Below are 25825 nucleotides of genomic sequence, written 5' to 3' on the forward strand. Positions count from 1 at the left end.
CGCCAATCGCCCCGCACACAGCCCTCTAACGGGACTGAAAGAAAGGGACGCGCGCCCATGTGGCTGCTCGACAAAATGCTTACGAAACTGATCCGGGCAGGCAAGCTCGTGATCACCGACTACGACGGCAAGGTTTACGAGTATGGCCCCGGCGGCCCCGTGCCCGATGGCCAGGGTGGCACCTATGACCAGCCGATCCGCATCCGCCTGACGGATAAGAAGGCCTCCGGCCATATCGCGCGCTATCCGCAGGTCGGCGCGGGCGAAGCGTTCATGTGGGGCTGGCTCCACGTGGAAGAGCCTTACGATATCCGCGACATGATCCTTTATGTGACGGGCCAGGCAAAGGTCCACGGCGACCGCGCGCTTCAGCCGCAAGGGCCGATGAAGCGCCTGATCCAGAAGACCGCGGCCAAGGTCGATTCGATCAACCTCAAGAGCAAGGCGCGCAAGAACGCCGAGCACACCTACAATCTCACCCGCCGCCTCTATGAGCTGTTCCTCGACGAGGACCGGCAGTACACGATGGGCTATCACCGCCGCACCGATGTCAGCCTCGAAAAGGCGCAGCTCGACAAGAAGGCGCTGATCGCGGGCAAGATGTATATGCAGAAGGCGCGCGAGATGGAACGCCCGATGCGCGTGCTCGATATCGGATGTGGCTGGGGCGGTCTCGCGCTGTATCTCAACAAGCATTATGGCTGCGAGGTGCTCGGCGTGGCGCTGGCGCCTGACCAGATCGCCTTCTGCAAGGAACGCGCGAAGGCCGCGGGTGTCGAGGACAAGGTCAAGTTCAAGCTGATGGACTACCGCGATGTCGAGGGCACGTTCGACCGCATTTCCTCGGTCGGCCTGCTCGAACATGTCGGCACCCCGCACTACCCCGAGTTCATGGAACATACGCACCGGCTGCTGGCCGACGACGGCGTGATGTTCTCGCACTGCTGCGGGCGCGCGGGCCCTCCCGGCTTCACCGACGCCTGGACCCGCAAGTACATCTTCCCCGGCGGCTATATCCCTGCGCTTTCCGAACTCGTGACCGAGAGCGAGAAAGCCGGCTGGCAGGTGATGGACGTGGAGGCGATGCGCTTCCACTACTCGCACACGCTGGAGGAATGGTACAACCGCACCGTCCTCCACCGCGAGGAGATCACCGAGATGTATGACGAGCAGTTCTACAAGATGTGGCTGTTCTATCTCGCGGGCGCAGAGCAGAGCTTCCGTCATGGCACGCTGGTCAACTGGCAGCTGCAATATGTGAAGGATCGCAATGCCGTACCGATGATCCGCGACTACATGGAGGAAGAGGCAACCCGCCTGCGCAACTCGGAAGAGCCGCCCGCGTGGCATCTCGATCCGGCGCTTAAGCAGGCGGCTGAGTAAGCCGCCAAAGCCCTCCCCCGCGGGGGAGGGTTGGGAGGGGGGCTCGGCGCCAGATCGAGCGTCGTACCCCCACCCCCTGCCCCTCCCCACGGGGAGGGGAGATTCCCTTTCTATCAGGCACCGGCTAGAGGCGGCGAAATGAGCACCGCCCTGCCCCTCACCCGCCGCGCGATCTTCGCGCAGGCCTGGCCGATCATGCTCGGTCAGGCCTCCATCCCGCTCGTGGGCATTGTGGATACCGCCGTGATCGGCCGCAGCGGCGATGCAGCCGCGCTCGCGGGCGTGGCGCTGGGCGCGACGCTGATCGGGCTCGTGTTCTGGTCCTTCGGCTTCCTGCGCATGGGGATGACTGGCCTTACCTCGCAGGCGCATGGCGCGGGCGAGCGCGACGAGGTCGAGGCGCTGCTGCTGCGCGGGATCGCGATCGGGCTGGCGCTCGGCGTCGCGATTGTCGCGCTGCAAGTGCCACTCGGCCACGGCGCGCTGGCGCTGATGGCCGGCGGCGAGAGAGTGAGCGCAGAGGCCGCCGCCTATATGCACGGTCGCTTCTTGGGCGCGCCAGCCGCGCTCACGGTCTATGCGCTGACCGGCTGGCTGTTCGGCCTTGGCCGCACGCGCGATGCGCTGGCGCTGCAACTGGTGATGAACGCGGCCAACGCAGGGTTCGATCTGTGGTTCGTCCTCGGCTTCGACTGGGGCGCCTTCGGTGTGGGCGCAGGTACGGCGCTGGCCGAGCTGGTGGCGCTGATCACAGGGCTTGCACTGGTGGGACGCGACGGCGCGGGCAGCGTGTTCGCCTTCGTTCGCCGCGCCACTCGCGCACAGGTGCTTGACCCGGCGCGGCTGAAGCAGCTGTTTGCGGTCAACCGCGACATCATGATCCGCACCGTGTCGCTGTTGCTGCTGTTCGTCTGGTTCGCCAACGCCGGCGCGCGGCTTGGCGCAGCGGCGCTGGCGGCAAACCACGTGCTGTTGCAGTTCGTCAATGTGGCCGCTTTCGTGCTCGACGCCTTCGCCTTCACCGCGGAGGCGCGGGTGGGCAATGCGGTGGGCAAGCGCTCGCGGGCGGACTTCACCCGCGCGATCCGGCTGGCGGGCGAATTCTCTTTGCTGGCAGGCGCGCTGCTTTCGGCGCTGTTCCTGCTTGCTGGCGGCGCTGTGATCGACTTCCTCACCACCGAGCCGCAAGTGCGCGAGGCCGCCCGCAGCTTCCTTCCCTTTGCCGCCTTGATCCCGCTGATCGGAATGCCGAGCTGGATGCTCGACGGGGCGTTCATCGGCGCGACACAGGGCCGCGCGTTGCGCAATGCTGCGGTGTTCGCAACGCTTTCCTACATCGCTCTCGATCTGGCACTGCGCAGCGAAGGTCAGCTTGGCCTGTGGATCGCTTTCAGCGCCAGCTATCTGCTGCGCGCGGTGGCGCTCGGGGTCCAGCTTCCGCGCCTTGCGCGAACGATCGGCCAAGCCTGACATTGCGGCGCTTGCCGCTTGCTGATAGGCGCGCGCGAAATTCAGCCTTTGGAGTGTGCCATAATGTCCGAGATCAAGCGCGTCGTCCTTGCCTATTCGGGTGGTCTCGATACCTCGGTGATCGCCAAGTGGCTCGAGGTGGAGCGCGGTCTGGAGGTCGTCACCTTCACCGCCGACCTCGGCCAGGGTGAGGAGATCGAACCGGCACGCGAGAAAGCCCGGGCGATGGGCATTCCCGACGAGCACATCTTCATCGAAGACCTGCGCGAGGAGTTCGTGCGCGACTTCGTGTTCCCGATGATGCGCGCCAACGCCCGTTATGAAGGCGACTACCTGCTCGGCACCTCGATCGCGCGTCCGCTGATTTCGAAGCGTCTGGTCGAGATCGCCCATGCCACCGGCGCCGACGCCGTGGCCCACGGCGCGACCGGCAAGGGCAACGATCAGGTCCGCTTCGAGCTTTCGGCATATGCGCTTGACCCCGATATCAAGGTCATCGCCCCCTGGCGCGAGTGGGATCTCACCAGCCGCACCGCGCTGATCGCCTGGGCCGAACAGCACCAGATCGCCGTCCCGAAAGACAAGCGCGGCGAAAGCCCTTTCTCGACCGATGCGAACCTGCTGCACACCTCGTCGGAAGGCAAAGTGCTGGAAGACCCGTGGGAAGAGACTCCCGACTACGTCTACTCGCGCACCGACCACCCCGAGGTCGCGCCCGATAGCCCTGAGTACATCACCATCGACTTCGAACAGGGCGACGGCGTTGCTTTGAATGGCGAACCGATGAGCCCGGCGACGCTCCTTGCGGCGCTCAACGACCTTGGCCGCAAGCACGGCATCGGCCGGCTCGACTTGGTCGAGAACCGCTTTGTCGGCATGAAGAGCCGCGGCATGTACGAGACACCGGGCGGCGAGATCTACGCCCGCGCCCATCGCGGGATCGAGCAGATCACGCTGGATCGCGGCGCAGCTCACCTGAAGGATGAGCTGATGCCCAAGTATGCCGAACTGATCTACAACGGCTTCTGGTTCAGCCCCGAGCGCGAGATGCTGCAAGCCGCGATCGACCTCAGCCAGCAGAAGGTGAGCGGCACCGTTCGCCTGAAGCTCTACAAGGGCAATGCGATGGTGGTGGGCCGCAAGTCGCCGAACTCGCTTTACTCGGAGGCGCACGTCACCTTCGAGGACGACGCCGGTGCCTACGACCAGAAGGATGCGGCGGGGTTCATCAAGCTCAACGCGCTGCGCCTGCGTCTGCTGGCCCAGCGCGACCACCGCTAGGCTTCGGCTCTGAATGGGGGGTGGCAGCGATGTCAGCCCCTGTTCTCGTGCTATCTCGCTGATCCTGCGCGCTTTTCCTCGTGCGAATCGGCCTGATGGCGGCATTAGCCTCTTTTTGGCCGGTTGCGAGGCAATAAGCGCCGCGATTTCATGTCCAAACCAGCTCGCCTCGCCGCATTTGCGCCTCAATCCGCGACGAGCTGCCTTTTGCAAGCGACCACTCGAGGAACCCGGGGTGGGCACCTGCGCCATACCCCCGTAAAGGCGCGCCCCATGAACGCTCAAGATCCCAAGCGCACATCGCGCCGGACGCTGGCTCTCATCGGTGCCACTGCGACCATTGCTGCCACGCTCGGCATGGTCGGTGCCGGTCACGCCGAAACCCAGCTCGAAACGGCTGCGCTGGTTGCCCCGCGCGCCGCGGCTGGTCCCGTCTTCACCCCCAGCGAGGAAGCCCGCTTCGTCGAGGCCCTCGCCCCCTACGCCGAACCCGCCGCCCCGCTCGACCAGCAGGACACGCCCGTGGCCGTTCCCGCCGAGCCCGAAGCCACCCCGCTCGGCAGCGGCAATGCCTCCTACTACGGTCGCCGCTTCAACGGTCGCCCGACCGCCAGCGGCGAGGCCTTCGACATGACCGCGCTCACCGCCGCGCACAAGACGCTGCCCTTCGGCACCCGCGTGCGCGTCACCTACCCGCGTACCGGCCGCAGCGTCATCGTGCGCATCAACGACCGCGGGCCCTATGCCCATGACCGCCTGATCGACCTCTCGCGCGCCGCCGCCGAGGAGATCGGCCTCATCGCCCAGGGTCACGGCACGGTCGAACTCGCCGTTCTCGACAGCTAGGCGTTCTCCAGCGCCACCTGCGCCTCTTCGGGGGCCAGCGCCCACCAGCGCGGTACGCCCGCCTCGAAGGCATGGAGCTGCGCCATCTCGAGCGCGCCGGTGCGATCGCCCTCGGGGCAGAGCCGGAACGGCGGCACCGCATCCTCGGGCCGCGCCTCCTCCATCCGCTCAAGCCGGTTGCCCAGCCACTGACAGTCCGCCTGCGTCAGCCTGACCCCCGGCTCGGTCTCGGCATCGAGGCAGAAGCCCCCGCAGTCATCGCAAGGCGTTACGGGGCAAGGTGTGACAGGTGTGACAGTGTCTTGAGGAGATTCTTTCGCCCGCTGAGGTTGCCGCTTTTCCCGCGCAGCCTCCCGCTCCGCATAGCCCGCCGGATCGCGCACCAGCTCGCGCTCGTCCTGCACGCGCCGCAAGTCCTCCGCCGCAACGGCGCCCGGAAGCACCGCGTCCACATCTCCCTCCCCGGCCCCATCCCCGGCAGACCTCAGCGCATCAATCTGGTCGTCGAGCTGCGGGAGCGTGGCGGCAAGGTCGAGCCGCTCGGCCGCCCGGTCCAGCCTTGCCAGATGCGCGAGCAGCAGACGGCTGTCGAACCGCCGCCGCCGCGCGACCTCCTCGCCGTGATAGAACACCGCCTCCTCGACCCCGTTGATGGCCCGCTCGGCCAGCTCGCTCTCGGCGACGGTGCGCGCGGCGAGCAGCGCCGCGTCCCAGGCCCGCGCAAACCCGGGAGAGCGACGCCGCGCGCGATAGGCGGTCTGCCGCGCGACCCCGGCGCGCTGGCAGGCGATGGCGACCGAGCCCATGGTCATGAGGCTTTCGAGGAAGTCGGCCATGCGCGGCGGCGTGAGCGCGACCTGCTGGCCGCTCGCGGTGCGCGCGATGCGGGGATTGTCGGGATCGGCGATGACATGCGGGTCAAGCTGCGCAAGCTGGAGCGGCGAGAGCTGGACGATGGAGGTCATCGGGCGCGCTCCCCAAAGCTCCCCTCCCCTTGAGGGGGAGCCGAAGGCGTGGCGCAGCCACAGCGGTCGGGGGAGGGGTTTGCGACGCCCCCGGCTACAGCCCCACCCTTCCCCCCGATCCGCCCCGCCTCGACCTGGGCGAGCCAGCGCTGGACATGGCCAACAACATCGGGATGGTCGGTGGGGGCAACGGGCAAGCGGTATTGCGACATAGGGACACCTCGTGGTCTGCGCATTTCGTGGACCGCCTTGGGCAAAGCGGGCGCGCAGTGAGGCATATTTTGGGGTGTGTAGGAAAGGGTATGTGCAGCTAGCTAACTATCGGGCTCGCTGCTGTGATCGATGAAGTCCCACCGCTTGCTCAATTTCCGAGACAAGCAAATCGATTTCCGATTCCTCATAGACTTCAGGGGAAGTTTCTGCTTGGCGCAAAATTTCCAAAGCCGAATGATACGCATCAATAAGATTTGAATCAGATGGCTTCCCTGCAATAAAGTATGCCTTAAATCTACAGGCAACCCCATCCGCTGCCGCGTCAAGATTACCTCTCCAACGCCGTGCTTTATCCCTAATATTTCCCGCATCCGCTAGATCAAAAGAAAGTGGTTCGTAGGCGTGTATCTGCCCATTTACCCATGTGTGCTGAAATTCGATCGTATCTACCGAACCCGCTATTGTCTTGGGCTCTAGATCAATTTCAACATCTCTATCGTGAAGAGCTTGACGAACGGGCCGCCACACATCCTCGTCTGAACGACGATTCTCATTTCGCTTATCATAAGCTGACAGCATCCTATTCGCTATGCGATGGAACTCCCGCGCGGTGTCCTTTGCAATTCCAGTTCCCGCCTTTGACCACTGCAAGGAACTTCCGTCATGTGGCAACATCTGAGTAGCGAGTGATCGAGCATCAGTGCTCGAGAAAAAACCCTCTTTCTCTGCGTTTCTGGCAACCTTTACAGCGTTACGGCGCACGGCAGCGATTGCGGTGACAAAAGACTTTCTATCTATATCGGGAAACAGAGGGCGCAGACGCTGAATGCGCTCCTTGAACTCGAAAAGCACAACTGGCTTCTCGCCCCGAGCAGCTGGCGCGAAAAAAACAAGGCCGACGTTTACGAATTCACCCGTAACCACGTCATGGACGTAGCGAAGTACGCTGTAGCTGTATGGTCGCCGACTCACCTTAAAATCCGATCCAATTCCGTCATACATCCGCCGATGTTGTCTCTGACTTGCCTAATTTTGGTCAGAATATCGGCCAGAAATCCATCATCTCGCCAAGCTCCGGGCACCGCAGCCCCATAGGCATCAATGTCGTCATCAAGCAGATTTGCCCATTTCTCGCGAATTGCAGCAAAGTCGATGCCCTTGGCAAGCAATTCTCGACGAAAGATGTGATGCCCAGGCTCTGTGAATGGCTGCAGGCCACCCACTGCCCAAGGCTTCGGTCCTAGCAGACCTCGCGGGAATGCCAATTCGTGATCAAAGATTCGAATTTGCTCTCCGCTAACTAGGCAATTGGGGTTGCCATCTCGGCGATCCATATTTTCGATAAACCCGTCAAAAGCCAACACCTCTGCAGCGGTCTGGACCATGCTAGGAGTGAGATGGTTCGTCACAGCCCATGCAGGCCATTGCGGCCAAAGCAACTTCGAACCAAAAGCAAGATTGTCGAATTCTGAGAAACGGCCTCTGACATCATCAGGTAAACAACCTCGCCAGTCATCTGGAATCACCACGATGAAAGGCTCAGGAATGGGAAGACCAAGTGTTCCCGCCAAGCAAGCAGCAATCACCTCAACCGCTAAAGAACTCGTCCCCATTTCACAGGAGGAAGAGAACTTGACGACAACCTCAATAACGTTCTCATCGTCATCTTCACCCGCAACGATAATGGGTCGAGTTCTCCCGCTCCCAACGTCCCCAACGAACTGCACCGCTTCAAGTCGTCTCAGCATGACAATCGCATAGGCCAAAATTGTTAAAATGAAATATCTCTAACAAATATATGGCTCTGAACCACTATTCATTTTGCAGCCTATCGCCCAAGCCTGACAAGAGCGTTACCACCTACCCCAGCATCGGCTTCAAATACTGCCCCGTATAGCTCGCAGCCGTAGCAGCCACATCCTCAGGCCCCGGATCAGGTCCGGGGCAGGCTCGTTCCCGGTCACGCCCCAAGCATAGGTTTCAAATACTGGCCGGTGTAGCTGCGCTCGTTGCGAGCGACGTCCTCGGGAACGCCCTCAGCCACAATCTCACCCCCGCGCACACCGCCATCCGGCCCAAGGTCCACCAACCAGTCGGCGGTCTTGATCACATCGAGGTTGTGCTCGATCACCACCACAGAGTTCCCCTGATCGACCAGCCGGTGCAGCACCTCGAGCAGTTTCCTCACGTCCTCGAAATGCAGGCCGGTGGTCGGCTCGTCGAGGATATAGAGCGTCTGCCCGGTGGAGCGGCGCGACAGCTCTTTCGCCAGCTTCACCCGCTGCGCCTCGCCGCCGGATAGAGTGGTCGCCTGCTGGCCCACCTTGATGTAGCCCAGCCCAACCTCGGCCAGCATCGCCATCTTGTCGCGGATCGGGGGCACCGCCTTGAAGAACTCGACCGCGTCCTCGATCGTCATGTCGAGCACGTCGGCGATCGAGTGGCCCTTGAACTTCACCTCCAGCGTCTCGCGGTTGTAGCGCTTGCCGCCGCATTCCTCGCAGGTGACGTAGACGTCGGGCAGGAAGTGCATCTCGATCTTGATCAGGCCGTCGCCGGTGCAGGCCTCGCAGCGGCCGCCCTTCACGTTGAAGCTGAACCGCCCCGGCTTGTAGCCGCGCGCCTGCGCCTCGGGCAGGCCTGCGAACCAGTCGCGGATCTGGGTGAAGGCGCCGGTGTAGGTGGCCGGGTTCGAGCGCGGGGTGCGGCCGATGGGCGACTGGTCGATCTCGATCACCTTGTCGCAGTGCTGGAGGCCGGTCACCTTGTCATGCGGCCCCGCGATCACCCGCGCGCCGTTGAGCGTGCGGGCGGCGGCGGCATAGAGCGTGTCGATGGTGAAGCTCGACTTGCCGCTGCCCGAAACGCCGGTGATACAGGTGAAGGTGCCGAGCGGGATAGCGGCGGTGACGTCCTTGAGGTTGTTCGCCTTCGCGCCGTGGACGGTGAGCTTCTTGCCGTTGCCCTTGCGGCGCTTGGTCGGCACCTCGATTGCCCGCGTGCCGTTGAGGTAGGCGGCGGTGAGCGAGTTCTTGTTCTTGAGCACCTGCTTCAAGGTGCCCTCGGCCACGATCTCGCCGCCGTGGACGCCCGCGCCGGGGCCGAGGTCGACCAGATAGTCGGCGGCGCGGATGGCGTCCTCGTCGTGCTCGACCACGATCACCGTGTTGCCGAGATCGCGCAGGCGCTTCAATGTTTCGAGCAGCCGGTCGTTGTCGCGCTGGTGGAGGCCGATGGAGGGCTCGTCGAGTACGTAGAGCACGCCTGAAAGCCCTGAGCCGATTTGCGAGGCCAGCCGGATGCGCTGGCTCTCACCGCCCGAGAGCGTGCCGCTGGTGCGGTCGAGGTTGAGGTAGTCGAGCCCGACATTGTCGAGGAAGCCGAGCCGCTCGACGATCTCCTTGAGGATGGCCTTGGCGATCTGGTTCTGGGTGTCGCTGAGCTTGTCGGGAAGTGCGGTAAACCATTGCAACGCATCGGAAACTGAGTACCGCGTGGGTTGTGAGATGTCGGTCGCATCAATCTTCACCGCGCGCGCCTTCTCGTTGAGGCGCGCGCCGCCGCAGGTCTCGCACGGCTGCGCGGTCTGGAACTTGGAAAGCTCCTCCTGCATCCAGGCGCTGTCGGTCTGCTGCATCCGGCGCTGGAGGTTGCCCATCACGCCCTCGAACGGTTTCTGCACCGTGTAGCTCTTGCGGCCATCCTTGAAGGTCAGCTCGACCGGCATGCCCTTGGTGCCATGCAGAATGATGTCGCGCTGGTCCGCATCGAGCTGGTTCCACGGCGTCTCGATATCGAAGTCGTAAGCCTTGGCGAGGCTGGTCAGCACCTGCATGTAATAGGGCGACGGCGGGTTGCTCTTCGCCCAGGGCACGATGGCGCCCTTCTTGAGGCTCAGCTCCTCATTGGGGACCACCAGCTGCGGGTCGAACAGCTGCTTCTCGCCGATGCCGTCGCAGGTGGGACAGGCGCCCTGCGGCGCGTTGAACGAGAACAGGCGGGGCTCGATCTCCTCGATGGTGAAGCCCGACACCGGACAGGCGAACTTCTCGCTAAACACGATGCGGTTGGTGGGCAGGCCTGCACCCTTGAGATTCTTGCCCTGCTCCTCGCCTTCGCGGCCCGGCACCACGCCATCGGCCAGATCGACATAGGCCAGCCCCTCGGCCAGCTTCAGCGCGGTTTCGAACGAGTCCGCCAGCCGCGTTTCAAGCCCTTCCTTCACCGCGATCCGGTCGACCACCACCTCGATGTCGTGCTTGTACTTCTTGTCGAGCGCAGGCGCTTCCTCGATCGCGTACATCTCGCCATCGATGCGCACGCGGGTGAAGCCCGCCTTCTGCCACTCGGCCAGCTCCTTGCGGTATTCGCCCTTGCGGCCGCGCACCACCGGCGCGAGCAGATAGGCGCGCGTGCCCTCAGGCAGGGCCATCACCCGGTCGACCATGTTGGAGACCGTCTGCGCCTCGATCGGCAGGCCGGTGGCGGGCGAATAGGGCACCCCAACCCGCGCCCACAGCAGACGCATATAGTCGTAAATCTCGGTGACGGTCGCCACGGTCGAGCGCGGGTTGCGGCTCGTCGTCTTCTGCTCGATCGAGATCGCGGGCGAGAGCCCGTCGATATGCTCGACATCGGGCTTCTGCATCATTTCGAGGAACTGGCGCGCATAGGCGCTTAAGGATTCGACATAGCGCCGCTGCCCCTCGGCATAGATGGTGTCGAAGGCGAGGCTCGACTTTCCGCTGCCGGAAAGGCCGGTGATGACGATGAGCTTGTCGCGCGGCAGCTCGATATCGACGCCCTTGAGATTATGCTCGCGGGCGCCGCGGACGGAAATGTGGGTGAGTGACATGGGGGCTCACTTGGGGACTGGTTGCGGGTAAGTCCAGCGCCTGAAAGGGCACGTGACAGATAAGGCCAGTGTTCCCTAACTGTTCCCATGCGTCAACACGAGGCTAGCAGGCTTGGTGTGCCGGTCCGAAGGTTTGCAAAAACCGCAGTGTGTGCAGGTGGGCGGTTTGCGGACCGTTCGGTCTCGAACAGGAACCGGCTACCAGCGGTCGCCTCATCCATGGACGACCGCTGGTCATTATCTGGCGACAATCGAAAGGGAGAAAAATCAGCTCGCGAGTAGTTTATCGGTTGAGACGACTTCACCATAGGCGAACTCCAGCGCCGCCATGTTCGCCGCGTGCACCTGCGCGACTGGAACTTTCGTGTTGTTGAACTCAAGGTCCATAGTGGCGCAGGCATCGTGCACGGTGACGGCGCTGTAGCCGAAATCGACCGCGGCGCGGACAGAAGCGGCGATACACATATGGCTCATCGCACCGATGAACACGATCTCTTTGACGCTATTCTCTTCGAGGATTTTCTTAAGATCAGTGTCGCGAAAGGCGTTCGGGTAATTCTTGGTAACGACCGGTTCGTTACCTTCGGGCTTCATTTCGGGGACGATATTCACGCCGTCACTGCCTGGCACGAACATCGGTGCGTCAGCCGTCAGTTCGTGGCGAATATGTACCAGCGTCTCCCCGCTCTTGCGAAAATGCGCGAGGACTTCGGTAGCGTTGGCGATGGCATCGTGAATGCCTTCAAGCGGCACCTTGCCGGAGGGAAGATATTCGTTCTGGAGGTCGACTACGACCAGGGCGCGCTTGCTCATGACAGCTCCTTTAGAAAAATATGTCGGCAAGATCTAAAGCGGGATAGCCTTTCAATGTTCCATTCCCCTGTCGCTCAGGGAGCCACTTGATGGCGGATATCAGCCGAATCGAAGTGCGCCAGCTGCCCAAATGCGCGCAATTGAAAGTAGTTCGATCAATCGGTGAAAGATGCCGGCTTCGGGTTCTGATACAGTCGCACATTCCCCCGCGCCCCTCCCCTTGCCCCCCAGCCCCGCCCTGCTATGACTCCAGTTTCATACGAAATGAATTCACCAGATCCGAGGTTCGCACTCCATGAAAACCCGTTTGCTCGCCAGTTCCATGCTGGCCATTATGACCGCCGCCTGTGCCACCACTCCGGATAGCGCCCCCATGGATGTTGCCTCCTCGCCCCCCGCTCCCGGGGTTCCTGAAGCCACCAGCGCCTTTGCCGAGCTGAGCACGCTGCCCTTCCACGCGCCCGATTTCACCGCGCTGAGCGACGCCGACTATCAGCCGGCCATCGAGGAAGCGATTGCGATCCAGATCGCCGAGATCGAGCAGATCGCCAACAACCCCGAGCCGCCGACCTTCTCGAACACCATCGTCGCGATGGAGCGCACCGGGCAGGTCTATTCCCGCGCCACCGCCGCCTTCGACCAGAAGGTCTCGGCCGACATCAACGATACGCTCGCCGCTGCCGACGAGGCGCTGGCCCCGCAGCGTGCCGCGCTCAGCGATGCGATCTATCTCAACCCCAAGCTGTTCGCCCGCGTGAAGGCGATCTACGACAACCGCGCCGCCATGAGCATGATCCGCGAAGACGCCATGCTGCTGGAGACGACCTATGCCGATTTCGTGCATAATGGCGCGCTGCTTTCCGATGCGGCCAAGGCCGAGCTGAAGCAGATCAACGGACGCCTTTCGGAACTGGGCGCGCAGATCCCTCAGCGGATTACCGAAGGCCAGGCCGATGCCGCGCTGACGGTGGATACGGTGGAGGAGCTTTCAGGCCTGTCCGAAGGCCAGATCGCTGCCGCCGCAGCCGCTGCCGAGGAAGCCGGAATGCCCGGCAAATATGTGCTGGCGATGACCAACACCACCTCGCACCCGCTACTCTCGCAGCTGAACAACCGCACCACGCGCGAGCGGCTGTATCGCGCCAACTCTACCCGCAACTATGCCGGCGACAACGAAACGGTCGACATGATCCGCGAAGTGGTGGAACTGCGCACGCGGGTCGCGCGCATCTTCGGCACGCCCGACTATGCCACCTGGCAGATGTACGATCGCATGGCCAAGACGCCCGAGCGCGCCATCGGCTTCATGGAAGAGATGGTCCCCGCCCTGCGCGCCACGCAGGAGCGCGAGGCTGCCGCAATCAACGCGATGATCGAACGCGAAGGCGGCGATTTCACCGTGCAGCCGTGGGACTGGCCCTACTATGCCGAAAAGATCCGGCAGGAGCGCTACGCGCTCGATAACGAGGCCATCAAGCAGTACTTCGTGGTTGACCGCGTGCTCGAAGACGGCGTGTTCTTCATGGCCAACAAACTTTACGGGCTGACCTTCGAGAAGCGCACCGACATCCCCGTCTATCGTGAAGGCGTGAGCGTCTACACCGTGTTCGATGCCGATGGCAGCGAACTGGCGCTGTTCTACTTCGATCCGTTCCAGCGCGACAGCAAGGGCGGCGGCGCATGGATGAACAACTTCGTCGAACAGAGCCACCTGCTTGGCCTGAAGCCGGTGATCGCCAACACGCTTAACGTGGCCCCGCCCGCAGCCGGCCAGCCCGCGCTGATGACCTGGGACGACGTGACCACCACCTTCCACGAGTTCGGCCACGCGCTGCACGGGATGTTCGCCGATCAGCAGTATCCGTCGCTTTCGGGCACCAATACCGCACGCGACTGGGTCGAGTTCCCGAGCCAGTTCCACGAGCCTTTCGCCGCCGTGCCCGAGGTGTTGCAGAACTATGCCAAGCACTGGCAGACCGGCGAGACGATTCCGATGGAGATGGTCGAGGCGATCGACCGGGCCAGCAAGTTCAACCAGGGCTATGACTTCGGCGAGCTGCTCACCGCGCAGCTGCTCGACATGAAGTGGCACTCGCTCGCACCGGGCGAAGCGCCCAGCGACGTGGTCGGCTTCGAGCGTGAGGCGCTGGAAAGCCTGGGCCTGCGCACCGATCTGGTGCCGCCGCGCTACTACACGCCCTACTTCCGGCACATCTTCGGCCACGGCTATCAGGCAGGCTACTATGCCTACACCTGGACCAACATGCTGGCCAAGGATGGCTATGCCTGGGTCGAGGATAACGGCGGGATGACGCGCGCCAATGGCGACCATATCCGCGCCACCTTCCTCGGCCAGGGGCACTCGAACAGCTACGAGCAGATGTACCGCGACTTCACCGGGCACGATCCGGAAGTCGGCCCGCTGCTCGAATCGCTCGGTCTGACCGATTAACGCCTGATCGTCAGCGCGCGCTGGTCCGGTTCGCCGATCCAGCGCGCGTCGACACCCCAGACATCCGCCAGCACCTTGCTGGAAAGAGCGTGCTCGGGCTTGCCATCGGCGGCCACATGCCCGTCATGGAGTACGATAACCCTGTCGGTGTGGTTCATCGCCAGCGCAAGATCGTGCAGCACCAGCACCACGCCGCGCCCCTCGTCCGCTACGCCGCGCAGCACCCGCAGAAGCCGCAGCTGATGCGCCAGATCGAGCGCGGCCAGCGGCTCATCGGCGAGGAGCCAGCGCGGCTCGCCCGCCAGAACCCGCGCCAGCAGAACGCGCGCACGCTCTCCGCCCGAGAGGCTTGAGACAGAGCGTTCGGTGAAGGCGGTGAGGTCGCAGGTGGCCAGCGCATTTTCGATGGCGGCCAGCCCGTTAGCCCTTTCGCTGTCACCTTGTGGCAGGCGGCCCAGCGAAACCAGCCGCGCCACGGCCATGTCCCAGGCGATCTCGCCCGTCTGCGGCAGGTAGCCGATCTGCATCGCGCGTTCGCGCGGCGCGATCATCTGCAGCAAGTCCTTGCCCAGGAAGACCGCGCCGAGTTCGGGCATTTCCAGCCCCGACAGCGCCGAAAGCAGCGTGGACTTGCCAGCACCGTTGGGCCCGCAGATCGCCACCAGCTCTCCCGGCTTCAGCGCGAGGGACACCTGCGACAAGGCCGCATGATCTCCGCGCATGACGGTGACGACGCGCGTGCTCAGCTCCATGGCGAATTCCCGCGCCGCATCTTGAGCAGCAGGTGCAGGAAAAACGGGGCGCCCAGCAAATTGAGCGCGATCCCGAGTTTCAGCTCGTTGACCAGCGGCAGCATCCGGCAGACAATGTCCGCCACCAAAACCAGCAACGCGCCTGCCAACGCGCTTGGCAGGATCAGCGACGAGGGCGCGCGATCGGTGAAGGGTCGCACCAGATGCGGCACCATCAGGCCGACGAAGCCGATCACCCCGGCAACCGCCACCCCGCTCCCCACGGTCAACGCCACGCCCATGATCATCAGCCAGCGCAGCGCTTGCGGATCGATGCCAAGCGAGCGGGCCGCTTCTTCCCCCAGCGTGAGAGCATCGAGCGCACGGCCCGCGCCATAAAGCAGGCCCACACCCACCAAAGTCAGCGGGGTGGCTATGGCCACATCCTGCCAACTGCGATCGGTCAGCGCGCCGATCAGCCAGTTCATCATCCCTGCCAGGGCAAAGGCATTGGTGGCCAGCGTAATCACCAGCGACGTCAAGGCACCGGCGAGGCTGGAAATCATCAATCCGGCGAGCGTGAACAGCGTCACGCCTGCCGTTCTGCCCGCCAGCAGCGAGAGCAGGCCCATGGCCCCTGCGGCTCCCAGCAAGGCTCCGACCGGCACGGTCAGCGCGCCAAGATTGCCCCCGCCGGTCGACAAGGCGAGCACGCCGCCAAACGCCGCGCCGGGAGCGATGCCGAACAGGCCGGGATCGGCCAGCGGGTTACGCAGGTATCCCTGCATTCCGGCACCCGCCGCGCCAAGCCCGCCACCGATCACCAGCGCCAGCACGCTGCGCGGCAAACGCAGTTCGGCAAGGATGATATAGGCATTGGGCATGGCTGCCGGATCCACCCAGACCCGCCCAGCGAAAAGCGATGCCACCAGCGCAACCGCGATGGCGAAAAGGAGCCCCGGCACCAGCCTCATGGCGAGAACCCTTCCCTGATCTGGCGAAGCCGCGCCAGCGCACGCGGGATCGTCGGCCCGGCGCAATACAGCAGGCCGGGATCGAGCTGCGCGCGCACCGTGCCGTTCAGAATATCGAGCGCGGGATGCTGCAAGGCCCGCGTTGTGCCTGAGGTTAGGAGGAGCTGCGGCGGATCGGCCAAAACCTGTTCGAGCGGCAGATATTGACCATAGCCAAGCCCCTGCGCATCCGGTGCCAGCGTAAATCCAGAATGTTCGAGCAGCGCGGCGGCCAGGCTATCGGGTCCGAGCACGATCCCGTCTTCCTGCCACAACAGCACGCTGATCGGCGCGTTGCGACCGGGCGTGTTTTCATTCCACGCCTCGGTCATCCTGCCAACCAGCGCATCCCCTTCTTCCCGGCGTTCGGCGAGGTCGGCCAAGGCGCGCACCTGCGCCAAGCTGTCGTCGACCGTGCTCACGATGTCGAGGTCGAACAACACGATACCGCTTTGTTCGAGAGCGCGCCGGGTGGGCGCAGGCAGGAAGCGGTCCGTCACCACGAGGTCAGGCGCGAGCGCGATGATCTCCTCGGCGCGGCTGGACGTCGAACGATAGCGGGCGACCTGCTCCGCAGGCATTGAAGTCGCGGCGGGATCATTGCTGTAGTGCGAAATGGCCAGCAGCTGCTCGGGCGGGGCGAGCTCGGCAAGAATGGCGTCGCTACACGGATTGAGGCTGACGATGGTAGGGCGACCTTCCGCGCTTCTGTCGGCAGGCTGCGCGCTGCAGGCGGCAATCGACAGAACCAACCATGCGCCAGAAAATGCTCTGATTATGCTCACGAGTTCTTATAGCCGCCTTGCGCAAACATGCCGTTCCCACGCGCGGCCCCCTCAGCCGTCGCGCCCCCCTGGTGAGCCTGAAAACAGCATATGCGCCTGGCGTCACCTTCGGACAATCATCGCGACCGGCAGCCTTCAGTGCCCAAACTTCTGGCTGTCGCGGCTAGGAGCTAGCAACGGCTTGCCCCGGCGGCAATCGACAAAATGCCGAAATTTCATCAATTGCGGTCGCCGTGTCCCGATTGTAGACGGCCGAACTTGTGTCAATGTCCTGGCAAACATTTGCCGTTAAGGGGGCACAATGCGCGCCAATTGCATCCTTCCCGACGAGTCGCTGCCCGATTTCCGCGACCGGATCACGCGCGTGCGCGCGGCGCGCTCGCTGGCGCAAAGCGGCAGGGGCAGGCGTTCTATACGCAAGGCTGGCGTGCTGGCGGCTGCGGTAGCCGTGCCGGCGCTGGCTCTGCCCGGCGGCTTGCAGGGGCTGACCATGCCATCGGCGAATGCAGCGGCGGCTACCATCGCGCCTATGGGCTTCGAGACACCCGGCGAAAGCTTTCCCGGATCGGCCTTCTATTACCTTGAAGACGCACCGCAGACAGGCGAGGCAAAGCCGGGCCTCTCAGCTGCGCCCCAGGCTGCTGCGCCGCTTGGGCAAGGCACCGCAAGTGCCTTCATCGCCGGCCCCGCAGCGCGCTCTCTGCGCGTAGCGGGCTCATTAACCGATCAGGCCCGCGCCCAGCAATGCATGACGCAGGCCATCTATTACGAAGCGGCCAGCGAATCCGACGCCGGCCAGCGCGCCGTGGCGCAGGTGGTGCTGAACCGGCTGGCGCATCCGTCTTATCCCTCAACCGTGTGCGGAGTCGTGTTCCAGGGGTCGCAGCGCAGCACCGGATGTCAGTTCACCTTCACCTGCGACGGTTCGCTGGGGCGCCAGCCTTCGGCCTTCATGTGGGGCCGCGCCAGCCGGATCGCGCGGCAAGCGCTCGCAGGCGCGGTTTACGCTCCGGTGGGGCTCGCCACGCACTATCACACCCTTGCGGTACACCCCTATTGGGCCGACAGCCTCACGGAGGTGGCGGTGATCGGCGCGCACCAGTTCTATCGCTGGCGCGGCGCGGCGGGGACCAGCCGAGCCTTTACCGGGCGCTATCTGGGCGGCGAACCAGCGCCGGGCCGCACCGCTGCGCTGATGGCGCAGGCTGACAGCGGGGCCGCCCCCGATCCGGCCAGCCCGCTCGTCATGGAAAACCCCCTGCCCGATAGCAGCGCTTTCCAGCCCGGTCACGATCTTGCCGCGAAGCCTGCACAACCAACCGCAATGGCCGAGGATCGCCGCGCACCCGGTGCCATTCCGGCTGCAGCGCAGGGTTCCCGGTTGCCCGGCGGTGGCGCAATCCGCGCCGAGTATGCGCGCAGCGGCAGCTGGCGCGAAGAGCCCAAGCCCGATTGATCGCGCGGCCGCCAACGCTTCGCTAGCTATAAGTTAAGAACGCGGAAACCATTTCTGGATACCCGGTATTAAGGTTGTCGTCCTAGCCGAGAGGCTGCTGCAAGACAGCGGTGACGTAACTCCAGCCGAAAGCGCTACCAGCCATGTCGATCCGTCTCGCCGTCCCCAGTCTCTCGCGCAGGCGTCTTTCGACCTCGCATGTTCTGCGTCTGCAAAGCGAAGCGGCGAACGATAACCGCGCCAGCAGCAGCGCAGGCGATGCCTCCTTCCGCCGCGCGCTGGACCTGTTCGCACAGCACGGTCTGGGCGCAGCCAAGGTGGCCCATGCGTCAGCCGAAAGCGCTGCGATCTGCGGCGATATGGAAGGCTTCGCCACCTGGCGCGATGTCTGCGCCAATCTCGATCGGAGGCTGGCGCACGATCTTGCTCGCTTCCGGCCGCAAACAAGCACGCCCATGTGATTGACCCGTCAACACTACGCATGGATATCTTAAGGTTTCTAAACGAGATGTGGCGCTAAAACCTCCGAAGGTCGGAGAATACCTTGGCAAAGAGCGTCGAAACCATAGCGCCCGAAAGCGACATGTTGCCGCCCCTTGGTCGGCGCAATTATGACAGCGATTTCGCGCCGCACCTGGGCCTGGTTCTCGCCAGCGGGGCCAACCTTGCCATCGTCTGGACCGGCGCGCTGCTGAGCGGCTCGCGGTTGCTGTTTGCCCTGGCGGTTGCGATGACCGTCCTCGTCACTATCCGGCTTGGCTTGGCGCTGCTTTATGCGGCTACCAGCCGCTCCATCGTGCGCAAGCGCCTGGCGCCGGTGGTGTTGGGGACGGAAGCGATTATGTCGACGAACATCGGCCTGTTCGGAGCCTTCGCGCTGGCTCTCCAGATAGACAACCATCTGGCGATGCTCGCCCTCGCCTATTCGCTGACCTATGCCACGGGGATGCCGGTGCGCTGCGCTAACCGGCCTTTCTATGCCCGCCTCCACATGGGCCTGGTCGGAATTCCCATAATTCTGGCGGCACTCTATCTCGGCACGCCAGGGATGCTCGTCCTGGCGCTGACCTTGCCCGGCCTCGCCATCACCATGGATACGCTGACGCAGAGCATTTACAGCAACCTGTGCAACATCGTGCGCATTTCGCAGGAGCGGAAGGACGTCAGCGAGCAATATCATTTCCTCGCGCTGCACGATGGCTTGACCAACCTCCTCAACCGCGACGGCTTCCACCATGCGCTCGAAGACTTGCGGGTGAAGTACGGCCCCGATCAGCGTATCGCCTTGTTGTGGTTCGACCTGCATCGCTTGCGCGACGTGAACGAAGGCCAGGGCTATGCCGCGGGCGACAAGCTGCTGTGCGAAATGGCCCGGCGAATGCGCGCCTGCACTCCCGACGACGCGGTGCTGGCGCGGTTCGGCAGCGACGAGTTCCTGCTTGCCGTGCCGGTGGCCTCGCGCGCCAATGCCGAGCAACTGGTCAACCGTGTCAGCGACCGCCTCAACCGCCCGGTGAGGCTCGACTTTGCGGTGGTGGAAGCTGGCACGGCTATCGGTGTCGCCATCCTTGGCGAGGATTCCGCCACGGTTTCGCACCTGATGCAGGCCGCCAATATCGCGCTGATGCAGGCCAAGGAGGAAAAGAGACTGAGCTGTTTCTACGTCCCCGACATGAGCCGCCGCCGCGCAGAACGAAAGGAGATGGAGCGCGACCTGCGAGCCGCTATCATGCGCGGGGAGATGGCAGTCCACTTCCAGCCGCTGATCGATCTAGACACTGGAAGCATTCGCTGTTTCGAAGCGCTGGTGCGCTGGACGCATCCCGAGAAGGGGCAGATCTCGCCCGAGGTATTTATTCCGCTGGCCGAAGAAACCGGTCAGATCATTACGCTTGGCAACTGGGTGACAGCGCAGGCGGCGCGTGCCGCTGCGACCTGGCCCGAACACGTCAAGCTGGCGGTCAACCTCTCGCCGACCCAGATGCGCGCGCCCGGCGCGGCGCTGGGCATCCTGCACGCGCTGCGTCAGGCGGGCCTCGCACCCAGCCGGCTGGTGCTTGAGGTGACCGAAAGCGTTTTTCTGGAAGAGAACGTCCATGCGCGGCGGTTCATGGACGATCTTGCGCGCACGCAGGTCCACTTTGCGCTGGATGACTTCGGCACCGGCTACTCGTCGCTCAGCTACCTGCACCGCTATCACTTCGACAAGATCAAGATCGACCGCAGCTTCGTGTGCGGCCCTGAGGTGGGCGCGCACAGCGATGCGATCATTCGCGCGGTGGCCGGCATGGGCCGCAAGCTCGGGATGGAAATCGTAGCCGAGGGCATCGAGACGCTTGAGCAGGCGCAAAGCCTGCGCCGCGCGGGTTGCACGCTGGGCCAGGGCTTCTACTATAGCCGCGCCGTCACCGCGCAGGGGGCACAAGAACTGCTTGCGCGCGAGGCCGAAAACCTGAACCATTTCGACATCGCGCTCTAGGCTTCGGCCAGCCTCGCGCGCTGAGTTCTTGATACTGCGAAGTGTTTGCAAAGATAAGCCAATTGAGGGCCGCTTTCGCTGTTGCAATGGGCTTTGGGCAGGCCTAACGCACCACCCACGAAAGGCATTGCCCCGGCCGGGCGCAGGGCAATGTCATGATATTTCGGAGTGCGCCCCTCGAAAGGCAAAGGACGAAGACACCCGATGGCCCAGAACGCAGGACGCAAGAAGATCGCCCTTATCGGCGCCGGCATGATCGGCGGCACCCTCGCTCACCTCGCAGCGAAGAAAGAAATGGGCGACATCGTCCTGTTCGACATCGCCGAAGGGATGCCGCAGGGCAAGGCGCTCGATCTCAGCCAGTGCGGCCCGGTCGAAGGCTTCGACGCCTCGATCACCGGCACCAACGACTATGCCGATATTGCCGGGGCCGACGTGATCATCGTCACCGCTGGTGTGCCGCGCAAGCCCGGCATGAGCCGTGACGACCTGCTCGGCATCAACCTTTCGGTGATGAAGGCCGTGGGCGAAGGCATCAAGACCCACGCCCCGGACGCTTTCGTGATCTGCATCACCAACCCGCTCGACGCGATGGTCTGGGCGCTGCGCGAATTCTCCGGCCTGCCCGCCAACAAGGTGGTCGGCATGGCTGGCGTGCTCGACTCGGCACGCTTCGCGACCTTCCTTGCCTGGGAATTCGGCGTCTCGGTGAAGGACGTGAACGCCTTTGTGCTCGGCGGCCACGGTGACACCATGGTGCCGGTGCTTTCTTATTCCACCATCTCCGGCATTCCGGTGCACGACCTCGCGAAGATCAAGGGCGTCGATGCATCGCGGCTTGACGAGATCGTGGCCCGCACCCGCTCGGGCGGCGGCGAGATCGTTGGCCTGCTGAAGACCGGCTCGGCCTACTATGCGCCCGCCACCAGTGCGATCGCGATGGCCGAAGCCTACCTTGGCGACCAGAAGCGTATCCTGCCCTGCGCGGCTTACGTCGAAGGCAAGTATGGCGTTGACGGGCTTTACGTCGGCGTTCCGGCCGTGATCGGTGCCAATGGCATCGAGGACGTGGTCGAGATCGAACTGTCGGACGAAGAAAAAGCCAACCTCAAGGTCTCGGTCGACGCGGTCGAAGAGCTGCTGGTGGCCTGTAAGGGGCTCGAGCCGAGCCTCGCCTGACACTTCCCTCCGTGAGCCCCGGCCCCGCCGGGGTTCGCAAGCTCTCTCTCGGGCGGAATTCCAGCCCTCGCTGCACAGCCGCCCGAAGAAAAAGGAACGACGAATGTCCATCCTCGTAAACAAAGACACCAAGGTCATCACCCAGGGGATGACCGGCAACACCGGCACCTTCCACACCCAGCAAGCGCTGGACTACGGAACGCAGATGGTTGCAGGCGTGACCCCCGGCAAAGGCGGCACCACGCACCTCGGCCTCCCGAATTTTGACACCGTAAAGGAAGCCAAGGCCGAAACCGGCGCGACCGCTTCGGTCATCTACGTCCCGCCGCCATTCGCCGCCGACTCGATCCTTGAAGCCATCGAGGCCGAAATCGAGCTGATCGTCGCCATCACCGAGGGTGTTCCCGTGCTCGACATGGTGCGCGTGAAGCGCGCGCTGCAGGGCTCGAAGTCGCGCCTGATCGGGCCGAACTGCCCCGGCGTGCTTACCCCCGGCGAGTGCAAGATCGGCATCATGCCAGGCTCGATCTTCTCGAAGGGCTCCGTCGGCGTCGTCAGCCGTTCGGGCACGCTGACCTACGAAGCCGTGCACCAGACCACCGCGGTCGGCCTCGGCCAGACCACGGCTGTCGGCATCGGCGGCGACCCGGTCAACGGCACCAACTTCATCGACGTGCTCGACCTGTTCCTGTCGGACGACGAGACCAAGTCGATCATCATGATCGGCGAAATCGGCGGCAGCGCCGAGGAAGAAGCGGCCGAGTTCATCAAGCAGGAAGCCGCTAAGGGCCGCTCCAAGCCGATGGTCGGCTTCATCGCCGGGCGCACCGCCCCTCCGGGCCGCCGCATGGGCCACGCGGGCGCAATCGTCTCGGGCGGCCAGGGCGGCGCGGAAGACAAGATCGCCGCGATGGAAGCGGCCGGCATTCGTGTCAGCCCCTCGCCCAGCGAACTCGGTATTACTTTGGATGCCCTGCTCAAGGAACTCGCCTGAGTTCCACCCGTAAGGGTTATGGTTGACGAAGAGTTGTGTGAAGGTCCCTGCCATGGGTGATGAGCCGTTGAATTTGCTTCCCGAAATGCCCGACCAGGGCGGGGCCCAGGCAGGGCCGAGCTGGGCCAACCCGCGCTGGCCGCTTGCCGACGACGGCAGCGACCTGACCGCGGGCCTCGACCCGACGGCGATGAAGCTGTCGGTCGAGAAGGCGGCCAAGGACGCGGGCAAACCGGTCGATGCCAAGAGCATCGAGACTGCGGCCAACGATTCGATCCAGGCGATGATGCTGATCCGGCACTATCGCGTGCGCGGGCACATGGCAGCCACGCTCGATCCGCTGGGCCTCACCCACCGCGACAAAGAAGAAGAGCTGTCGCTCGCCGCCCACGGCTTTGCCGGGCGTGAGGATCAGGAAGTCTATGTCGGCGGCGCGTTCGGGTTCGAATGGGTCAAGGTAGGCGACCTCTACAAGGCGCTGCGCAAGACCTATTGCGGCAATGTCGGCCTCGAATACATGCACATCGCCGACACCGAGGAGCGGCGCTTCCTGCAAAAACGCTTTGAAAGCCCCGAGGAGACGATCCAGTTCACGCCCGAAGGCAAGACGGCGATCCTCCAAGCGGTGATCCGCGGCGAGGAATACGAAAAGTATCTCGGCAAGAAGTATGTCGGCACCAAGCGCTTCGGGCTCGATGGCGGCGAGGCGATGATCCCGGCGCTGGAAGCGGTCATCAAGTATGGCGGCAGCACCGGCGTGCGCGAGATCATTTACGGGATGGCGCACCGCGGCCGCCTAAACGTGCTGGCGAACGTGATGGCCAAGCCTTACAAGGTCATCTTCCACGAGTTCTCGGGCGGCAGCGCCAATCCCGACGATGTCGGCGGCTCGGGCGACGTGAAGTATCACCTCGGCACCAGCACCGACCGCGAGTTCGACGGGATCAAGGTCCACATGAGCCTCGTGCCCAATCCTTCGCACCTCGAAACGGTCGACCCGGTCGTGCTCGGCAAGACGCGGGCGCAGCAGGCGATTCACGACGATCTCGGCGTGCATCAGAAGGTGCTGCCCGTGCTGATTCACGGCGATGCGGCCTTCGCGGGCCAAGGCGTGGTGTGGGAGTGCTTCGGCCTTTCCGGCGTGCGCGGCTATGATACCGGCGGCTGCATCCACTTCGTGATCAACAACCAGATCGGCTTCACCACCAGCCCCAAGTTCGCCCGCAACTCGCCCTATCCGAGCGACGTCGCCAAGGGCGTGCAGGCCCCGATCCTGCATGTAAACGGCGACGATCCCGAGGCCGTGACCTTTGCCTGCAAGCTGGCGGTCGAATATCGCCAGACCTTCAAGCGCGACATCGTGATCGACATGTGGTGCTATCGCCGCTTCGGCCACAACGAGGGTGACGAGCCGATGTTCACCCAGCCGCTGATGTATTCGGCGATCAAGCAGCATCCGCGCGTGTCGGAAATCTACTCCGAGCGATTGAAGGCCGAAGGCGTGATCGAAGCAGGCACCGCGCCGGCTATGCGCGAAGAATTCACTAAGCGTCTCGACGAGGAATTCGAGGCCGGGCAGAGCTACAAGCCCAACGAGGCGGACTGGTTCGCCGGCCGTTGGAGCGGGCTACACAAGCCTGCCGACCCAGAGCACGCGCGCCGCAACATCGACACCGCGATCGACAAGAAGCTGTTCGACCATCTTGGCCGCACGCTGACCACCGTCCCCGAGGATGTGACGATCCACAAGACGCTGCAACGCGTGCTCGATGCCAAGCGCGAGATGTTCGAGACCGGCAGCGGGTTCGACTGGGCGACAGCCGAGGCGCTCGCCTTCGGCAGCCTCGTTACCGAGGGCTTTGGTGTGCGTCTGTCGGGGCAGGATTCGGGCCGCGGCACCTTCAGCCAGCGCCATGCAATCTGGATCGACCAGAAGACCGAGGCGAAATATGTGCCCTTGTCGAACCTGCCGCACGGCAAGTTCGAGGTCTACGATTCCACGCTCAGCGAATATGGCGTGCTCGGGTTCGAATATGGCTTTGCGATGGCCGACCCCAAGACGCTGGTGCTGTGGGAAGCGCAGTTCGGCGACTTCGCCAACGGCGCGCAGATCATCATCGACCAGTATATTGCCGCTGCCGAAGCCAAGTGGCTGCGCGCCAATGGCCTCGTGCTGCTGCTGCCGCACGGGTTCGAGGGGCAAGGTCCGGAGCATAGCTCGGCGCGTCTCGAACGCTTCCTGCAGCTGTGCGCGAACGACAATATCCAGGTCTGCAACATCACCAGCCCGGCGAACTACTTCCACGTGCTGCGCCGGCAGATGCTGCGTCCGTTCCGCAAGCCGCTCGTGATCATGACGCCGAAGTCGCTGCTGCGCCATCCGATGGCCAAGAGCGACGAGGACAAGTTCACCGGCGAGGCTCACTTCATGCGGATTCTCTCCGACAAGAAGCAAGTCGACGACAAGAAGGTGCGCCGCCTGGTGCTCTGCTCGGGCAAGGTCGCCTACGACCTCATGGCCAAGCGCGACGAAGAGGGCGTCGACGACGTGTCGATCGTGCGCATCGAGCAGCTCTACCCCTTCCCCGGCGAACCGCTCGCGACGCGCATGCAGCGCATGACCAACCTCGAAGAGGTGGTGTGGTGTCAGGAAGAGCCGAAGAACAACGGCTCTTGGTTCTTCGTCGAGAGCAAGATCGAAGAGGCACTGACCGCCGCCGGGCACAAGGGGATGCGCCCAAGCTATGCCGGGCGCGAAGTGGCTGCGTCGCCCGCCACCGGCTATGCCAAGCGCCATCAGGCGCAGCAGGAAGCGCTGGTGTCGGTCGCCCTGGGACTATCCACCCGCGGCAAGACCGCGACAGAGTGCGCCGAAAAGCGCGGCACCAACTAGGCTGAGAGACCAAAGAC

19 protein-coding genes are annotated in these 25825 nt (G+C 63.8%); 11 read left to right on the top strand and 8 right to left on the bottom strand.

Going from position 1 to position 25825, the window contains the following annotated elements; all coding sequences use genetic code 11:
• The first annotated feature begins 57 nt into the window (after positions 1 to 57).
• From E0473_RS03970 to E0473_RS03985, 4 genes are all read left to right on the top strand, one after another.
• Entirely contained in the window at positions 58 to 1383 is a 1326-nt protein-coding gene (locus E0473_RS03970; protein ID WP_137679530.1) for an SAM-dependent methyltransferase, read from the top strand.
• Between the two features lie 138 nt (positions 1384 to 1521).
• Entirely contained in the window at positions 1522 to 2853 is a 1332-nt protein-coding gene (locus E0473_RS03975) for an MATE family efflux transporter (protein ID WP_241657319.1), read from the top strand.
• Positions 2854 to 2916: 63 nt separating this feature from the next.
• Positions 2917 to 4134, top strand: a complete 1218-nt coding sequence (locus E0473_RS03980) for an argininosuccinate synthase (RefSeq protein WP_137679531.1) — start codon at positions 2917 to 2919, stop codon at positions 4132 to 4134.
• Positions 4135 to 4407: 273 nt separating this feature from the next.
• Complete coding sequence (locus E0473_RS03985) at positions 4408 to 4980, top strand: septal ring lytic transglycosylase RlpA family protein (protein WP_241657320.1); 573 nt, start codon at positions 4408 to 4410, stop codon at positions 4978 to 4980.
• Here the strand turns inward: E0473_RS03985 and E0473_RS03990 are convergent.
• From E0473_RS03990 to E0473_RS04010, 5 genes are all read right to left on the bottom strand, one after another.
• Positions 4977 to 5945, bottom strand: a complete 969-nt coding sequence (locus E0473_RS03990) for a hypothetical protein (protein WP_137679532.1) — start codon at positions 5943 to 5945, stop codon at positions 4977 to 4979. The two genes, E0473_RS03985 and E0473_RS03990, sit on opposite strands and share 4 nt — an antisense overlap.
• Positions 5946 to 6263: 318 nt before the next feature.
• On the bottom strand, positions 6264 to 7160 hold the full coding sequence (locus E0473_RS03995; protein ID WP_137679533.1) for a DUF3037 domain-containing protein: 897 nt from the start codon (positions 7158 to 7160) through the stop codon (positions 6264 to 6266).
• Positions 7127 to 7906: a HipA family kinase gene (locus E0473_RS04000; RefSeq protein WP_137679534.1), complete on the bottom strand. Its 780-nt coding sequence runs from the start codon at positions 7904 to 7906 to the stop codon at positions 7127 to 7129. The genes E0473_RS03995 and E0473_RS04000 overlap by 34 nt, the downstream gene beginning before the upstream one ends.
• 212 nt (positions 7907 to 8118) lie before the next feature.
• Positions 8119 to 11013, bottom strand: coding sequence for an excinuclease ABC subunit UvrA (gene uvrA, locus E0473_RS04005; RefSeq protein WP_137679535.1), 2895 nt, complete (start codon positions 11011 to 11013; stop codon positions 8119 to 8121).
• Positions 11014 to 11280: 267 nt separating this feature from the next.
• Positions 11281 to 11826, bottom strand: coding sequence for a cysteine hydrolase family protein (locus tag E0473_RS04010; protein ID WP_137679536.1), 546 nt, complete (start codon positions 11824 to 11826; stop codon positions 11281 to 11283).
• Between the two features lie 295 nt (positions 11827 to 12121).
• Here E0473_RS04010 and E0473_RS04015 point away from each other — a divergent pair, with 295 nt between their 5' ends.
• Complete coding sequence (locus E0473_RS04015; protein ID WP_137679537.1) at positions 12122 to 14278, top strand: M3 family metallopeptidase; 2157 nt, start codon at positions 12122 to 12124, stop codon at positions 14276 to 14278.
• On the opposite strand, the gene E0473_RS04020 is transcribed toward E0473_RS04015, so the two are convergent.
• The 3 genes from E0473_RS04020 to E0473_RS04030 are packed head-to-tail and all read right to left on the bottom strand — an operon-like array spanning position 14275 to position 16807.
• Entirely contained in the window at positions 14275 to 15030 is a 756-nt protein-coding gene (locus E0473_RS04020; protein WP_137679538.1) for an ABC transporter ATP-binding protein, read from the bottom strand. The genes E0473_RS04015 and E0473_RS04020 overlap by 4 nt on opposite strands.
• Positions 15021 to 15983, bottom strand: a complete 963-nt coding sequence (locus E0473_RS04025; RefSeq protein ID WP_137679539.1) for a FecCD family ABC transporter permease — start codon at positions 15981 to 15983, stop codon at positions 15021 to 15023. The genes E0473_RS04020 and E0473_RS04025 overlap by 10 nt, the downstream gene beginning before the upstream one ends.
• Positions 15980 to 16807 carry an ABC transporter substrate-binding protein gene (locus tag E0473_RS04030; RefSeq protein WP_241657321.1) on the bottom strand — a complete coding sequence of 276 codons (828 nt, stop codon included), beginning with the start codon at positions 16805 to 16807 and terminating at the stop codon, positions 15980 to 15982. The genes E0473_RS04025 and E0473_RS04030 overlap by 4 nt, the downstream gene beginning before the upstream one ends.
• A gap of 301 nt (positions 16808 to 17108) precedes the next feature.
• Between E0473_RS04030 and E0473_RS04035 the strand changes: the two genes are divergently transcribed.
• The 6 genes from E0473_RS04035 to E0473_RS04060 all read left to right on the top strand — a co-directional run bounded on the left by E0473_RS04035 (position 17109) and on the right by E0473_RS04060 (position 25808).
• Complete coding sequence (locus E0473_RS04035) at positions 17109 to 18263, top strand: cell wall hydrolase (protein ID WP_241657322.1); 1155 nt, start codon at positions 17109 to 17111, stop codon at positions 18261 to 18263.
• A gap of 143 nt (positions 18264 to 18406) precedes the next feature.
• Positions 18407 to 18724 carry a hypothetical protein gene (locus E0473_RS04040; protein WP_241657323.1) on the top strand — a complete coding sequence of 106 codons (318 nt, stop codon included), beginning with the start codon at positions 18407 to 18409 and terminating at the stop codon, positions 18722 to 18724.
• 122 nt (positions 18725 to 18846) lie between these two features.
• Entirely contained in the window at positions 18847 to 20742 is a 1896-nt protein-coding gene (locus E0473_RS04045; RefSeq protein ID WP_137679540.1) for a putative bifunctional diguanylate cyclase/phosphodiesterase, read from the top strand.
• A 204-nt stretch (positions 20743 to 20946) separates the two neighbouring features.
• Positions 20947 to 21921, top strand: a complete 975-nt coding sequence (gene mdh, locus E0473_RS04050) for a malate dehydrogenase (RefSeq protein WP_137679541.1) — start codon at positions 20947 to 20949, stop codon at positions 21919 to 21921.
• Positions 21922 to 22024: 103 nt separating this feature from the next.
• Positions 22025 to 22915 (top strand): succinate--CoA ligase subunit alpha, encoded by an 891-nt coding sequence (gene sucD, locus E0473_RS04055; RefSeq protein WP_137679542.1) that lies wholly within the window; start codon positions 22025 to 22027, stop codon positions 22913 to 22915.
• Positions 22916 to 22967: 52 nt separating this feature from the next.
• Entirely contained in the window at positions 22968 to 25808 is a 2841-nt protein-coding gene (locus tag E0473_RS04060) for a 2-oxoglutarate dehydrogenase E1 component (RefSeq protein WP_137679543.1), read from the top strand.
• The last annotated feature ends 17 nt before the right edge of the window (positions 25809 to 25825 follow it).

Source organism: Aurantiacibacter suaedae (assembly GCF_005434915.1).
GTDB lineage: Bacteria > Pseudomonadota > Alphaproteobacteria > Sphingomonadales > Sphingomonadaceae > Alteraurantiacibacter > Alteraurantiacibacter suaedae.

What these genes read in the sequence shown, in the direction of transcription:
- mdh (WP_137679541.1), top strand. Translation starts at nt 20,947, where the DNA reads ATGGCCCAGAACGCAGGACGCAAGAAGATCGCCCTTATCGGCGCCGGC.
- E0473_RS04020 (WP_137679538.1), bottom strand. Translation starts at nt 15,030, where the DNA reads ATGGAGCTGAGCACGCGCGTCGTCACCGTCATGCGCGGAGATCATGCG.
- E0473_RS03990 (WP_137679532.1), bottom strand. Translation starts at nt 5,945, where the DNA reads ATGACCTCCATCGTCCAGCTCTCGCCGCTCCAGCTTGCGCAGCTTGAC.
- E0473_RS03995 (WP_137679533.1), bottom strand. Translation starts at nt 7,160, where the DNA reads ATGTATGACGGAATTGGATCGGATTTTAAGGTGAGTCGGCGACCATAC.
- E0473_RS03980 (WP_137679531.1), top strand. Translation starts at nt 2,917, where the DNA reads ATGTCCGAGATCAAGCGCGTCGTCCTTGCCTATTCGGGTGGTCTCGAT.
- E0473_RS04045 (WP_137679540.1), top strand. Translation starts at nt 18,847, where the DNA reads ATGTTGCCGCCCCTTGGTCGGCGCAATTATGACAGCGATTTCGCGCCG.
- E0473_RS04010 (WP_137679536.1), bottom strand. Translation starts at nt 11,826, where the DNA reads ATGAGCAAGCGCGCCCTGGTCGTAGTCGACCTCCAGAACGAATATCTT.
- E0473_RS04040 (WP_241657323.1), top strand. Translation starts at nt 18,407, where the DNA reads ATGTCGATCCGTCTCGCCGTCCCCAGTCTCTCGCGCAGGCGTCTTTCG.
- E0473_RS04025 (WP_137679539.1), bottom strand. Translation starts at nt 15,983, where the DNA reads ATGAGGCTGGTGCCGGGGCTCCTTTTCGCCATCGCGGTTGCGCTGGTG.
- E0473_RS04000 (WP_137679534.1), bottom strand. Translation starts at nt 7,906, where the DNA reads ATGCTGAGACGACTTGAAGCGGTGCAGTTCGTTGGGGACGTTGGGAGC.
- sucD (WP_137679542.1), top strand. Translation starts at nt 22,025, where the DNA reads ATGTCCATCCTCGTAAACAAAGACACCAAGGTCATCACCCAGGGGATG.
- E0473_RS03975 (WP_241657319.1), top strand. Translation starts at nt 1,522, where the DNA reads ATGAGCACCGCCCTGCCCCTCACCCGCCGCGCGATCTTCGCGCAGGCC.
- E0473_RS03970 (WP_137679530.1), top strand. Translation starts at nt 58, where the DNA reads ATGTGGCTGCTCGACAAAATGCTTACGAAACTGATCCGGGCAGGCAAG.
- uvrA (WP_137679535.1), bottom strand. Translation starts at nt 11,013, where the DNA reads ATGTCACTCACCCACATTTCCGTCCGCGGCGCCCGCGAGCATAATCTC.
- E0473_RS04015 (WP_137679537.1), top strand. Translation starts at nt 12,122, where the DNA reads ATGAAAACCCGTTTGCTCGCCAGTTCCATGCTGGCCATTATGACCGCC.
- E0473_RS03985 (WP_241657320.1), top strand. Translation starts at nt 4,408, where the DNA reads ATGAACGCTCAAGATCCCAAGCGCACATCGCGCCGGACGCTGGCTCTC.
- E0473_RS04060 (WP_137679543.1), top strand. Translation starts at nt 22,968, where the DNA reads ATGGGTGATGAGCCGTTGAATTTGCTTCCCGAAATGCCCGACCAGGGC.
- E0473_RS04035 (WP_241657322.1), top strand. Translation starts at nt 17,109, where the DNA reads ATGCGCGCCAATTGCATCCTTCCCGACGAGTCGCTGCCCGATTTCCGC.